10 protein-coding genes are annotated in these 13,102 nt (G+C 73.1%); 7 read left to right on the top strand and 3 right to left on the bottom strand.

Annotation, left to right across the window (positions count from 1 at the left end):
- Window positions 1–32 precede the first annotated feature (32 nt).
- The gene (locus ABZ532_RS15940) at window positions 33–2,597 is read left to right on the top strand and encodes a helicase C-terminal domain-containing protein (RefSeq protein ID WP_361283028.1); all 2,565 of its coding nucleotides are present in this window, start codon (window positions 33–35) and stop codon (window positions 2,595–2,597) included.
- Between the two features lie 131 nt (window positions 2,598–2,728).
- On the opposite strand, the gene ABZ532_RS15935 is transcribed toward ABZ532_RS15940, so the two are convergent.
- The gene (locus ABZ532_RS15935) at window positions 2,729–3,316 is read right to left on the bottom strand and encodes a winged helix-turn-helix domain-containing protein (RefSeq protein WP_361283026.1); all 588 of its coding nucleotides are present in this window, start codon (window positions 3,314–3,316) and stop codon (window positions 2,729–2,731) included.
- 115 nt (window positions 3,317–3,431) lie between these two features.
- Here ABZ532_RS15935 and ABZ532_RS15930 point away from each other — a divergent pair, with 115 nt between their 5' ends.
- Entirely contained in the window at window positions 3,432–4,379 is a 948-nt protein-coding gene (locus tag ABZ532_RS15930; protein WP_361283024.1) for a DUF2218 domain-containing protein, read from the top strand.
- A gap of 163 nt (window positions 4,380–4,542) precedes the next feature.
- Here the strand turns inward: ABZ532_RS15930 and ABZ532_RS15925 are convergent, their stop codons facing one another.
- On the bottom strand, window positions 4,543–5,649 hold the full coding sequence (locus ABZ532_RS15925; RefSeq protein WP_361283022.1) for a DUF5937 family protein: 1,107 nt from the start codon (window positions 5,647–5,649) through the stop codon (window positions 4,543–4,545).
- 200 nt (window positions 5,650–5,849) lie between these two features.
- Window positions 5,850–7,121, bottom strand: coding sequence for a beta-eliminating lyase-related protein (locus tag ABZ532_RS15920; protein ID WP_361283020.1), 1,272 nt, complete (start codon window positions 7,119–7,121; stop codon window positions 5,850–5,852).
- A gap of 204 nt (window positions 7,122–7,325) precedes the next feature.
- On the opposite strand from ABZ532_RS15920, the gene ABZ532_RS15915 reads away from it, so the two are divergent.
- From ABZ532_RS15915 to ABZ532_RS15895, 5 genes are read left to right on the top strand one after another with little or no spacing between them, the layout of a single operon-like run.
- Window positions 7,326–8,261, top strand: a complete 936-nt coding sequence (locus tag ABZ532_RS15915) for a DUF2520 domain-containing protein (RefSeq protein WP_361283018.1) — start codon at window positions 7,326–7,328, stop codon at window positions 8,259–8,261.
- The gene (gene panC, locus ABZ532_RS15910) at window positions 8,258–9,406 is read left to right on the top strand and encodes a pantoate--beta-alanine ligase (RefSeq protein WP_361283016.1); all 1,149 of its coding nucleotides are present in this window, start codon (window positions 8,258–8,260) and stop codon (window positions 9,404–9,406) included. The genes ABZ532_RS15915 and panC overlap by 4 nt, the downstream gene beginning before the upstream one ends.
- Entirely contained in the window at window positions 9,403–11,211 is a 1,809-nt protein-coding gene (locus ABZ532_RS15905; protein ID WP_361283014.1) for an L-aspartate oxidase, read from the top strand. The genes panC and ABZ532_RS15905 overlap by 4 nt, the downstream gene beginning before the upstream one ends.
- Entirely contained in the window at window positions 11,208–12,251 is a 1,044-nt protein-coding gene (gene nadC / locus ABZ532_RS15900) for a carboxylating nicotinate-nucleotide diphosphorylase (protein WP_361283012.1), read from the top strand. The genes ABZ532_RS15905 and nadC overlap by 4 nt, the downstream gene beginning before the upstream one ends.
- Entirely contained in the window at window positions 12,251–13,048 is a 798-nt protein-coding gene (locus tag ABZ532_RS15895; RefSeq protein WP_361283010.1) for a type III pantothenate kinase, read from the top strand. The genes nadC and ABZ532_RS15895 overlap by 1 nt, the downstream gene beginning before the upstream one ends.
- Window positions 13,049–13,102 lie beyond the last annotated feature (54 nt).

The raw sequence follows: 13,102 nt of genomic DNA, 5'->3' as shown, positions 1-13,102 counted from the left end.
TTAGCGCGCGAGCAGGGGCTAACGTGGGGCGGATGGGGACCGGTGAGCTCGATCGGGAGGCGCACGTGCCCGCACGCACGGTCGGCGAAGACGATGTCAAAGGTGACAACGGAGGCAGCGGCGACGGCGGTACGCCGCGCTCGGCGCCCCGTACCTTGGCGGAGGCGCTGCGCGCCCGCGGGGACGGGGGGCTGGCGGAGCTGCTGCGGGCCCGCCCGGATCTGCTGACCCCGGTGCCGAACGACATCACCCAGCTCGCCACCCGCGCCGGCACCCGCGCGTCCGTCGTACGGGCCCTGGAACGGCTCGACCGTTTCACGCTCCAGACCGCGCAGGCGCTGGCGGTGGCCGCCGAGCCCGCCTCGTACGCCACCGTCCTCGGCCTGCTCGCGGGCGACACCGGCGACACGCGCGAGCCGACCACCGATCCGGCCGCGGATCCGGCGATCGCGGCCGCCCTGCCCCGTGCCCTCGCCGTGCTGCGCGCGCATGCCCTCGCCTGGGGCGACGACGACCAGCTGAGGCTGGTGCGCACCGCACGCGAGCTGCTCACCCCGTCCCCGTCGCACCCCTCGCCGACCGGGCTCGGGCCGACCGTCGCCGAGTCCACGGCGGGTATGTCGCCGGGGCGGCTCCAGGAGATCCTCGCCGCCGTCGGGCTGCCTGCGACGCATGACTCCGTGTCAGCGGTGGGCGAGCTGACGGCGCTGTTCACGGACCGGGAGCGGATGGCGAGGCTGCTGGACACCGCTCCGCCGGAGGCGCTCGCGGTGCTGGACCGGCTGGTGTGGGGGCCGCCATACGGGGAGGTGACCGCGGATCCCACGCCACCCGTGCGCTGGCTGCGGGACCACGGGCTGCTGCTGCCGGCGTCGCCGCGCACGGTGGTGCTGCCGCGTGAGGCGGCGCTGCATCTGCGCGGAGGCCGGGCGCACCGGGAGCCGGAGCCGGTGGCCCCGGAGGTGGTGGTTGCCACCGAACACCGTCCACAGATTGTGGACAGTACGGCGGCCGGTCAGGCGTACACCGCGCTCGCCACCGTGGAAGAACTGCTCAAGGACTGGCAGACGGGCGGGCCCGCGGTGCTCAGGGCCGGCGGGCTGAGCGTGCGCGACCTGAAGCGGACGGCGGCGGCGCTGGACGTGACGGAGCCGATCGCCTCGTTCTGGATCGAACTCGCCTACGGGGCAGGGCTCCTGGCATCCGACGGGGAGGCCGACGAACGTTACGTGCCCACGCCCGCGTATGACGCGTGGCTGGACCTCCCGGCCGCCGAACGCTGGACGGAACTGGTCGCGGTATGGCTCGCCGCGACCCGTGTCCCGGGCCTCGTGGGCGGCCAGGACTCCAAGGGCCGCACTCTCGCGGCGCTCGGCCCGGATCTGGACCGCGGCGCCGCGCCGGAGGTGCGGCTGCGGGTGCTGCACCTACTGGCGGAGCTCCCGGCCGGTGCTTGCGCCGACGCGGACTCGGTGCTGGCCCGGCTGCGCTGGGAGCGGCCGGCGCGGCCCGTGCGTGTGGACGCCGTGGACCTGCGCTCGCGGATCGCGGGCTGGACCCTCATGGAGGCCGAACTCCTCGGTCTCACGGGCCGCGGCGCCCTCTCCGCGGCGGCGCGCGCCCTGCTCGCCGCGGACACGCCCGCCGACCAGGCCAGGCTCGCGGCCACGGCCATCGCGCCGCTGTTCCCGCCCCCGCTGGACCATGTGCTGCTCCAGGCCGACCTCACGGCGGTCGCCCCCGGCCCGCTGGAGAGACCGCTCGCCGACGCCCTCGACGTACTCGCGGACGTGGAGTCGAAGGGTGGCGCGACGGTGTACCGGTTCACGCCGGCCTCCGTACGACGCGCCCTCGACGCCGGGCAGGCGGCGGCGGATCTGCACGCCTTCCTGACCAGGCACAGCCGTACGCCCGTGCCGCAGCCGCTGAGCTATCTGATCGACGACGTGGCCCGCAAGCACGGCCACCTGCGGATCGGCGCGGCCTCCGCGTACGTACGCTGCGACGACGACGCCCTGCTCGACGAGATCCTCGCGGACCGCCGCTCCCAGCCCCTGCGCCTGCGCCGCCTCGCCCCCACGGTGCTGGCCGCCCAGGCCGACCCCGCGAGCCTGCTGGAGGGGCTGCGCGCGATGGGCTACGCACCGGCCGCAGAGTCCGCCGAAGGCGATGTCCTGATCACCCGCGCCGACAGCCGCCGCACCCCGCCCCGCACCCCACCGGTTCCGGTCCCCGACGGCCCCCCGTCCCCGGACGACACCCTGCTCGCCGCCGCCGTGAAGGCGATCCGCGCCGGGGACCTGGCCGCCACCGCCACCCGCAAGCCCGCAACCACCGAGACCGCGGCGGACGGCCGGCTCCCCCGCACCACCCCCGCCGAAACCCTCGCCACCGTCCAGGCCGCGGCCCTCACCGGCTCCGCCCTCTGGATCGGCTATGTCAACGCGGAAGGCGCCGCCAGCCAGCGGGTCATCGCACCCGTGCGCGTGGAGGGCGGCTTCGTCACCGCCTACGACCACACGGCCGACGAGGTGCGCACCTATCCGCTGCACCGCATCACGGGCGTCGCGGAACTCGCGGACGAGCCGCACTCCTGACTGCGCGGGACCGCCCGGTCCGGTTCGTGGCCTGAGCGGGTCATGGCAAAGGCCGCGTATCCCGGATCAGGATCCGTCGCCGGTACGTGGCCGGAGCACGGCCACGGTGAAGGCCGCGTACCGCGGGGTGATCAGTGCGCGTCGTCCGGCGGCAGGCTGGGGACGTCGGCACGGAAGAGGCTGACCAGCAGCCCGTACGGCCGGCCGTGTGCGGGGTCCGCCGGATGCGGTTCCGAGGTCATCGCGCGGAGGCGGGCCTCCAGCGCGTGAGCCTCGGTGTCGGTGAGCCAGAGGTGGCGCAGCGCGGTGTGGGAGGGTTCGCCGGGCCGGTCCGGTGCCATCTCGCCGAGTGCGGCATTGATCAGGAACTCCCGCCCGACGGGCGCGTCCTCGTGGACCTTGAAGCTGCGGCTGACCAGTGCGAAGTACTGCTCGGTGCCGCCGCGCACCCGGCGGGTCTCGGTGAGCCGGACCAGTCCGGCCTCGCGCAGGACACGCACGTGATAGCCGATGGTGCCCTTGCTCATGCGCAGCACCTCGGCGAGCTGACGCAGCGTCGCGGGCCGCTGGCGCAGCACGTTGACCAGGCGGTGGCGCACCGGGTGCCCGAGAGCCTTGAACTGCTCGGCCGAGCGCAGCACCAGGGGGTTCTGCTCATCGTGTTGCCGCCGGCTGCTCTGGTCGGTGCTGCTTTCGGGCGGGGGCTGATCGTGTGCCATGGCGGAAGTGTCTAGGAAAACAAACACTTTTGACAACCGCGTCGCGCCGGGCTCAGAATCCTTTCCAGAAGTGGCGAGGATTCTCGCCACTTAACGGGAGACCCCAAGGAGTCCCATGCCCCTCGCCACCGCCCGTGTCGTGACCGCCCACCCCGCCCGCTACATCAAGCAGCTCGTGTCGCACATGGGCCACAAGGCCACCACCACCCTCCGCCCCGACGGCCGTGGCACGATCACGGTCTCTTCCGGGACCTGCGTCCTCACGCCCGCCCCGGACCGGCTGGAGCTGACCGCAACGGCGGTTGACGCCGAGTCCCTGGCCCGGGTCCAGGACGTCATCACCCGCCACCTGATGCGCTTCGCCACCCGGGAGGAGCTCGTCGCCGACTGGACCGCCGCGATCGACGGCGGCGAACTGGAGCCCACCGAGCCCGTCGTCGGCGAGTATCTGCTCAGCCACCACACGCCGGCCGACGACATCCTCGGCGAGCTGGCCGCCGCCACCAGAGAGGCCACCGCCGACGCCGCGTGCATGCAGGTCTCCGCCGACGAAGGCACGCTGCTCACGATGCTGACCCGGCTGACGGGGGCCCACTTCGCGGTCGAGGTCGGTGTGTTCACCGGCTACTCGACCCTCTGCATCGCCCGCGGCCTGGCCGACGGCGGCCGGCTGCTCGCCTGCGATGTCAGCGAGGAGTGGGCCGCCATCGGCCGGCCGTACTGGGAGCGTGCGGGCGTCGCCGAACGGATCGACCTGCGTATCGCCCCCGCCCTGGAGACGCTGCGCGCGCTCGACAGCGAGCCGGTCATCGACATCGCGTTCATCGACGCCGACAAGGGCAACTACCCGGCGTACTACGAGGAGATCGTGGACCGACTGCGCCCCGGAGGGCTTGTGGTGCTGGACAACGTCTTCCTCGGCGGCCGTGTGCTCGACCCCGCCTACCAGGAAGAGCGTCACGTGGCGATGCGGCGGCTCAACGACCTGATCGCGGCCGACGAGCGGGTGGATGCGGTGATGCTGCCGGTGCGCGACGGAGTGACCATCGCCCGGCGCCGGTGACCCGGTGACCTGGTGACCCGGTGACCCGGTGACCTGGTGACCCGGTGACCCGGTGGCGCGGTCAGACGGTCCCCCGCCGGCGCGGTGAGCGGTCACCCGCTGACGCGGTAAGCCGGCCACCGGCGCGGTGGCGCGGTGACCTCCGGGCTCTGCCCTGAGCCGGTCAGCGCAGGACCGTCTCCAGGAAGTCGCTGCCCAGCCGGGCCACCACCGGGACGTTCAGCTGGTGGAGCACATAGCGGCCCCGGCGCCGTGTGGTGATCAGGCCCGCCTTCTTGAGGACCGACAGATGGCGTGGGACCTCCGGAGCCGTGATGCCGTGGGCGTCGGCCAGTTCGCCGGTGCTGTACGAGGTGCGGGCGAGGTTGCGGCACAGGCGCATCCTCATCGGGTGGGCGAGCGCCTCCATGCGGAGCTTGAGCACGTCGACGGAGGCCGGGCCGGGCAGCTCCGGGGCCCCGACGGGGTAGTGGATCACGGGACGCCAGCCCGGGGCGTGCAGCACCATCAGATGGGGCCAGCCGAAGCTGGATGGCACGAGCGTGAGCCCGGCCCCCACCTGCTGGTCGACGGCGGTGGTCTGGCCCTCCACCAGTTTGTCCACCGCGATCCTGCCCGCCGACTCGTCGAGCGAGAGCGCGGGCGAGACGGCACGCAGCGCCTCCGCCAGGCCCTTGCGGCGCAGCAGCTCCGTCTTGTGCCGGGCGTCGGCGGCGAGCTGGATGCGCACCCGCTGCCAGGTCTCGGCGAAGAAGGCCTGGTCGCAGTCCTCGAACAGGCGGCGCAGCCAGGCGCGCACGGGCGCGGGATCGTCCAGCAGCCGTCGGGTGAACTCCAGCGGCCCGGGGCCGCGGACCGCCGCGAGCTCCAGTGCCCGGCAGGCGTCGACCGGGCCGCCGCTGTCGTAGGTGGAGCATGTGAGCTCCAGAGCCGCGCTGACGAAGCGCTCGTCCGAGAGCCGCTCGAGCAGATCCAGCTCTTCGGCGAGCGTCACCCCGGTGCTTCCGTCGTGGCCGGGCACACCGGCGAACGGCGTGAACACGTCGGAGAACGTGGTGCTCCACAGGAAGTGCGCCTCGTGCAGCCGGTCGGCCAGATCCTGCTTCAGCCCGGCCGCGGTGGCCGTGGCCCAGCCGTGCAGCCCCGGATGGTGTCCGGGCTCGGCCAGCGCGTGCAGGGCCACCCCCAGCTCGGCCAGCGGGGATATCGAGAACACGATGCGCTCGGGCGGCAGGCCCGCGATGTCGATGGAGACGCTCACGCCTCCCATGGTGCGCGGTCGCCCACACGACGTCGCCCCGATTGACGCCGCTGGTCAATCGGTGCGCGCGCACCGGGCCTGCCGACGCAGCCTTGGGCATGTGGACGCCATTCAGCAGCACCTCCTCGACTCCTGCCGCGCCACCCGCACGGGTGCGTCGCTCCCTCCTCCTCCAGGACGCCACGACTGGGAGGTCCTCCGCGAGGTATTCAACCGGCTGCTTCGCCGCCGCCATCGGCAACCGGAGCCAGGAACCGTATGAAGTCACCCACCGCCGCCCGAACATCCTCAGCGGTCCACTCCAGCCCCTCCGAGGCCACGGTCACCTCCGTGACCGAGACACCGGGCGGTCCCCAGGGCTCTGGCGCGAACCACCTCCGGAACAGCGTGACCCCCGTCTGCTCAGCCTGCCGCAGCGACGCCTCGGACAGCGCATCAGCCTCGTACGGCAGCCACACCTGGAACTGGTGGGTGTGCGGTGGATCGGGGTGGATCCGGAACCAGCCGATCTCCGGTGCGGACCGCAGCCCCTCCGCCAGCGCACCCGCCACGATCCCCGCGTGCGCCACGTACGCGGGCAGCCGCGGCAGCTCCCGGTCCAGGCCGAGCAGCGCGGAGAGAGCGGCCGGGTACTGCTGGAAGAGCTGCCCGCCATAGCGGTGCCGCCAGGCCCTGGCCTCCTCGACGAGCGTTTCGGGCCCCGCCAGAACGGCCCCGGAGAGCCCGCCCAGGGACTTGTAGAAGGACACGTACACGCTGTCCGCGAGCTGGGCGATCTCGTCCATGCCCCGCCCGAAGTGGGCCGTGCACTCCCACAGCCGGGCGCCGTCGATGTGCACCACCGCCTCCCGCTCGCGGGCCGCTGCCACCACCTCCACCAGCTCGTCCCAGGACGGCAGCAGAAAACCGGCCTCACGCAGGGGAAGTTCCAGCATCAGCGTGCCGAACGGCTCCTCCAGGTCCCGGACCTCATCGGCCGTGGGCAGCCGGGGCGCCCGGGTCGGATGGACCGTGCGCAAGCCGCTCACCAGCCCGAGCGCGCCCCGCTCATGCACCTCGGGATGCGCCAGCGGATGCAGTGCGACCGCGTGATTGCCCGTGCGCCCAGCCCAGCATCTGAGGGCTACCTGCTGCGCCATCGTCCCGGTCGGGAAGAACGCCGCGGCCGGGAAACCCAGCAGCGCCGCCACCCGGCACTCCAGCGCCTCGACGACCCCGTCGCCGTAGACGTCGACCTCCTCCTCCAGGTCGTGGACCGCGCCCGCGTCCGCAGCGAGTGCCGTCAGCCGCTCACCCAGGCGGTATTCCCCCGTGGCGCGCGACAGGACCCGTTTCGAGGCCCGCCAGGCAGCGAGCCTGCGCCGTGTCCCGTCCGGCCCGCTCCGCGCTGTATGCGTTGCGTCGGCCGCGTTCTTCGTCGTGTGCGTGGGTGCCGTCGGTTCCATTGGTGCCGTCGGTTCCGTCGTGTTCGCAGTCGTCATCTCCGCCGCTCCCCTCGTCTTCCGGCGTACTGAGATCTTCGCGGGTCCCGGCCCCGATCCGCACGGCCTGTGGATAACCGCACGGAGGGCTTCCCGACCGACTCCATGGCCTGTGGACGACCGAGGGCTCCCCGAGGCGCTGGCGTAGCATGACGAGGAATCGTCCGGTACCCCCCGCGGACTGGAACGGAAGGCCGTCGCCGCGTGAACGCACCACCGTCAGCACCTCACCCAGGATCCGAGCCCGTCGACCCCAGGGACCGACCGGCCCGGCTCACCGTTGGTGTCGTCGGAGCCGGCCGCGTCGGCCCCGCTCTCGCCGCGTCCCTCCAGCTGGCCGGGCATCGCCCGGTCGCCGCTTCCGGCGTATCGGACACCTCACGGCGCCGTGCCGCGGCCCTGCTGCCCGATGTGCCGCTGGTGACTCCCGCGGAGGTGCTGGCCCGCGCCGAGCTGGTGCTGCTCACCGTGCCCGACGATGCCCTGCCCGCCCTGGTCGGTGGACTCGCCGAGACCGGGGCCGTCCGCCCCGGCCAGCTCCTCGTTCACACGTCCGGGCGCTATGGCACGGCCGTGCTCGATCCCGCCCGCCGGGCCGGTGCCCTGCCGCTCGCCCTGCATCCCGCGATGACGTTCACGGGGACGAGCGTGGACGTCCAGCGGCTGGCCGGCTGCTCCTTCGGGGTCACCGCGCCCGAAGAGCTCAGACTGGCCGCCGAGGCGCTGGTCATCGAGATGGGCGGTGAACCGGAGTGGATCGACGAGGATGCCCGCCCGCTCTACCACGCAGCCCTCGCCCTCGGCGCGAACCATCTGGTCACCCTGGTCGCCCAGTCCATGGAGCTGCTGCGCACCGCGGGGGTCGCGGCGCCCGACCGGATGCTCGGCCCGCTGCTCGGCGCCGCACTCGACAACGCCCTGCGCTCAGGCGACGCCGCCCTCACCGGCCCGGTGGCCCGCGGCGACGCCGGCACGGTCGCCGCCCATGTCACCGAGCTGCGCAAGCACGCGCCGGGGGCGGTCGCCGGGTATCTGGCCATGGCCCGTACGACGGCCGACCGCGCCCTGGCGCACGGACTGCTCAAGCCCGAGCTCGCCGAGGACCTGCTGGGCGTGCTCGCCGAGGGGGACAGCCGATGAGCCAGGACGCGGGCAACACCGTCCGCCCCGCCGGGGCGTACGAGCCCGACCCGCACGAGCCGGACGGGACCTACGCGTCTCAGGAGACGTACGAGCCCGGCGGGTCGCACGAGCACAGCGGTGAGGACTCCGCCGTGGCGGCCACGCGGGTGCTGCACAGCCGTCAGGACCTGGACCGGGCCCTGGAGCAGCTCGCGCCCCGTGGCCGCGTCGCCGTCGTCATGACCATGGGAGCCCTGCACGAGGGCCATGCCACCCTCGTGCGCACGGCCCGCTCCCATGCCGGTGCCGACGGCTTCGTCGTCGTCACCGTCTTCGTCAACCCGCTCCAGTTCGGCCCCAGCGAGGATCTCGACCGCTATCCCCGCACCCTGGACGCCGATCTGAAGATCGCCCGGGAGGCGGGCGCTGACGTGGTGTTCGCCCCGTCCACCGACGAGGTCTACCCGGGTGGGCAGCCGCAGGTCCGTATCACCGCGGGCCCCATGGGCGAGCTCCTCGAAGGCGCCAGCCGCCCCGGGCACTTCGACGGAATGCTCACCGTCGTCGCCAAGCTCCTCCACCTCACCCGGCCGGACGTGGCCTTCTTCGGCCAGAAGGACGCCCAGCAGCTCGCGCTGATCCGGCGGATGACCCGCGATCTGAACTTCCCGGTGGAGATCGTCGGCGTGCCCACCGTGCGCGAGCCGGACGGCCTCGCATTGTCCAGCCGCAACCGCTATCTCGCGCCCGATGAGCGCAGCGCCGCGCTGGCCCTGTCCCGGGCCCTGTTCGCGTCCCGCGACCGGCTCGCCGCGCAGCAGGCGCTGCGGGCTCGGGCCGAGTCCGCGCCGGCCCCGCTGGCGCGTGCCGCCGCGCTGTCCGCGCTCGGGGAGGCCCGCGCCGCGGCGGACGCGCACGCCGTGGCGGCGGCCCAGCCGGGCGGCGGGGCCGATGCCGTGCGCGCCGCGGCCCGTGCCGTGCTGGACGAGGCGGCCACGGCGGTGCCGCGGCTGGAGCTGGACTATCTGGCGCTGGTCGACCCGACCGACTTCACCGAGGTCCCGGACGGCTACGAGGGCGAGGCGATCATGGCGGTCGCCGCGCGGATCGGCACCACGAGGCTGATCGACAACATCCCCCTGACTTTCGGAGCGCCGGTATGACCGTCGGAACCGCCGGAGATGTCGGAACTGTCGGCACGAGCGGAATACGCCTGGACGCCCCCGCACCCGGCTGGGCCATCGAAGCCGATGTCGTGGTGATCGGCTCCGGCGTCGCCGGACTGACCGCCGCACTGCGCTGTACGGCCGCGGGGCTGCGCACGGTCGTGGTCACCAAGGCTCTTCTGGACGACGGCTCCACCCGCTGGGCCCAGGGCGGCATCGCGGCGGCGCTCGGCGAGGGCGACACTCCCGAGCAGCACCTGGACGACACACTGGTGGCAGGCGCCGGGCTCTGTGACGAGGAGGCCGTGCGCACCCTGGTCACCGAAGGCCCGGACGCCGTGCGGCGGTTGATGGAGACCGGCGCCCGTTTCGACACCGAGTCGGACGGCGGGATCGCGCTCACCCGCGAGGGCGGTCACCACCGGCGCCGTATCGCCCACGCGGGCGGCGACGCCACCGGAGCCGAGATCTCCCGGGCACTGGTCGCCGCGATACGCGAGCGGGCCGTACGCATCATCGAGCACGCCCTCGTCCTGGACCTGCTGACCGACGACGAGGGCCGCACGGCCGGAGTCACCCTCCATGTCATGGGGGAGGGCCAGCACGACGGAGTGGGCGCGGTGCATGCGCCCGCCGTGGTCCTGGCGACCGGTGGCATGGGCCAGGTCTTCGCCGCCACGACGAATCCCGCCGTCTCCACCGGTGACGGCGTGGCTCTGGCGCTGCGCGCCGGGGCCGAGGTGAGCGATCTGGAATTCGTGCAGTTCCACCCGACGGTGCTCTTCCTCGGGACGGACTCCGAGGGCCAGCAGCCGCTCGTCTCCGAGGCGGTACGGGGCGAGGGTGCGTTTCTGGTCGACGCCTCCGGTACGCGCTTCATGGTCGGCCAGCACGAGCTGGCCGAGCTCGCCCCGCGCGACATCGTGGCCAAGGGCATCATGCGCCGGATGCAGGAGCAGGGCGCCGACCACATGCTCCTCGATGCCCGCCACTTCGGCGCCGAGATGTGGGAGAACCGTTTCCCGACCATCCTGGCTGCCTGCCGCGCCCATGGGATCGACCCTGTGACGGAGCCGATACCGGTCGCCCCCGCCGCCCACTACGCCTCCGGTGGCGTACGCACCGACCTGCACGGCCGGACCACCGTCCCCGGCCTCTACGCCTGCGGCGAGGTGGCCTGCACGGGCGTCCACGGCGCCAATCGACTGGCCTCCAACTCGCTGCTCGAGGGCCTGGTCTTCGCTGAGCGCATCGCCACGGCCATCGTCGCCTCCGCCCCGGCCGGCCCGGTCCCGACGCCTTCCGTGCCCCCGGCCGGCGCCCCGGCCCCCCGGTCTCCCGGTGCCGACGACAGGCCCGTCCCGCTGCTCGCGCCCGAGACCCGCCACGAGATCCAGCGGATCATGACCCAGGGCGCGGGCGTCCTGCGCTCCGCTGCCAGCCTCGACGCGGCCGCGCAGGCACTGGAGGGGCTCTACCAGGCGGCTCGGCACGACGCCGAGGACGACACCCCGGCCCGGGGCGCCAAGGCCGCCGAGCCCGGAGTGGAGTCCTGGGAGTCCAGCAATCTGCTGCTGGTGTCGCGGGTGCTGGTCGCCGCCGCGCGCGAGCGCGCCGAGACCCGCGGCTGCCACTGGCGCGAAGACCACCCAGACCGGGACGACACGCGGTGGCGCCGCCATATCGTCGTACGGCTCACCCCCGACCGGCGTCTCGTCGTCAGCCGCACCGACAGCGAGTCGCTGCCTCCCGTCACGTCCACCCGCCCAACCCCCCTTCCCCCCAGGGAGCCGCAACCGTGAGCACGCCCGAAGAACGTCCCGAGCCCGTGGACGTACCGCTGATCCACATCGGCGCACCCTCCTCCGCAGCCGACGGCGCGGCGGGCTGCGGCGACGGCTGCGGCTGCGCAGGCGGCGCGGACGAGGTGTACGAGTGCGGGCTCGACCCCGCGCTCGCCGAGCTCCTGGCCGAAGCGGGGCTCGACCCCGTGCAGGTCGAGGACATCGCGCACCTGGCCATCGAGGAGGACCTCGACGGCGGCTTCGACGTCACGACGGTCGCCACCGTGCCCGAGGACGCCGTGGCCACCGGCGACTTCACCGCACGCGAGGCCGGAGTGGTCTCCGGTCTGCGCATCGCCGAGGCCGTGCTGTCCATCGTCTGCACCGACGAGTTCGAGGTCGAACGGCACGTCGAGGACGGCGACCTGGTCGAAGCGGGCCAGAAGCTGCTGTCCGTCACCGCCCGCACCCGCGATCTGCTCACCGGCGAGCGCAGCGCGCTGAACATCCTGTGCCGGCTCTCCGGTATCGCCACCGCCACCCGTGCGTGGGCCGACCTGCTCGAAGGCACGAGCGCGAAGGTGCGTGACACCCGCAAGACCACGCCAGGACTGCGCGCGCTGGAGAAATACGCCGTGCGCTGCGGCGGCGGCGTCAACCACCGGATGTCCCTTTCCGACGCCGCCCTGGTGAAGGACAACCACGTCATCGCCGCGGGCGGGGTCGCCCAGGCCTTCAAGGCCGTACGGGAGACCATGGCCGCGATGGGCACCCCCGATCTCGCCATCGAGGTCGAGGTCGACACCCTCCACCAGGTCCGGGAGGCCCTGGACGCGGGCGCCGACCTGATCCTGCTGGACAACTTCACCCCCGCCGAGACCGAGGAGGCCGTCACCCTTGCCAAGGGGCGTGCGGTGCTGGAGTCCTCGGGCCGGCTCGCGCTCGCCAACGCCCGTGCCTACGCCGAGACGGGCGTCGACTATCTGGCCGTCGGGGCCCTCACCCACTCGTCGGCGATCCTCGACATCGGCCTCGATCTGCGAGAGGCCCAGGACTGATGCTGCTCACCATCGACGTCGGCAACACGCATACCGTCCTCGGCCTGTTCGACGGCGAGGAGATCGTGGAGCACTGGCGTGTCTCCACCGACCCGAGGCGTACCGCCGACGAACTCGCGGTGCTCCTCAACGGTCTGATGGGCATGCACCCGCTGCTCGGCGAGGAGCTCGGCGACGGCATCGAGGGCATCGCGATCTGCGCCACCGTCCCCTCCGTGCTGCACGAGCTGCGTGAGGTCACCCGCCGCTACTACGGGGACGTCCCGGCGGTCCTGGTCGAGCCCGGGGTCAAGACGGGCGTGCCGATCCTCATGGACAACCCCAAGGAGGTCGGCGCGGACCGCATCATCAACGCGGTCGCCGCCGTGGAGCTGTACGGCGGCCCGGCGATCGTCGTCGACTTCGGCACGGCCACCACCTTCGACGCCGTCAGCACCCGCGGCGAGTACGCGGGCGGGGTCATCGCCCCCGGCATCGAGATCTCGGTCGACGCGCTCGGCGTCAAGGGCGCCCAGCTCCGCAAGATCGAGCTGGCCCGGCCGCGCAGCGTGATCGGCAAGAACACGGTCGAGGCCATGCAGGCGGGCATCGTGTACGGCTTCGCGGGGCAGGTGGACGGTGTCGTCCAGCGGATGAAGCGCGAGCTGGCCGACAACCCGGACGACGTCACCGTGATCGCCACCGGTGGTCTGGCTCCTATGGTGCTCGGTGAGTCCTCGGAGATCGACGAGCACGAGCCCTGGCTGACGCTGATCGGGCTGCGTCTCGTGTACGAGCGCAACGTCTCCCGCATGTGACCGATCCCGTATGCGACCGACGCCTGCCGGCCCGCCGGGTGGCGGTGAACCGGC

Source organism: Streptomyces sp. NPDC019396 (genome assembly GCF_040632375.1).
Classification (GTDB): domain Bacteria; phylum Actinomycetota; class Actinomycetes; order Streptomycetales; family Streptomycetaceae; genus Streptomyces.
This window is presented reverse-complemented; position numbering and strand designations above follow the sequence as displayed.

What these genes read in the sequence shown, in the direction of transcription:
- ABZ532_RS15920 (WP_361283020.1), bottom strand. Translation starts at nt 7,121, where the DNA reads ATGACGACTGCGAACACGACGGAACCGACGGCACCAATGGAACCGACG.
- ABZ532_RS15935 (WP_361283026.1), bottom strand. Translation starts at nt 3,316, where the DNA reads ATGGCACACGATCAGCCCCCGCCCGAAAGCAGCACCGACCAGAGCAGC.
- ABZ532_RS15895 (WP_361283010.1), top strand. Translation starts at nt 12,251, where the DNA reads ATGCTGCTCACCATCGACGTCGGCAACACGCATACCGTCCTCGGCCTG.
- ABZ532_RS15930 (WP_361283024.1), top strand. Translation starts at nt 3,432, where the DNA reads ATGCCCCTCGCCACCGCCCGTGTCGTGACCGCCCACCCCGCCCGCTAC.
- panC (WP_361283016.1), top strand. Translation starts at nt 8,258, where the DNA reads ATGAGCCAGGACGCGGGCAACACCGTCCGCCCCGCCGGGGCGTACGAG.
- ABZ532_RS15905 (WP_361283014.1), top strand. Translation starts at nt 9,403, where the DNA reads ATGACCGTCGGAACCGCCGGAGATGTCGGAACTGTCGGCACGAGCGGA.
- ABZ532_RS15925 (WP_361283022.1), bottom strand. Translation starts at nt 5,649, where the DNA reads ATGGGAGGCGTGAGCGTCTCCATCGACATCGCGGGCCTGCCGCCCGAG.
- ABZ532_RS15940 (WP_361283028.1), top strand. Translation starts at nt 33, where the DNA reads ATGGGGACCGGTGAGCTCGATCGGGAGGCGCACGTGCCCGCACGCACG.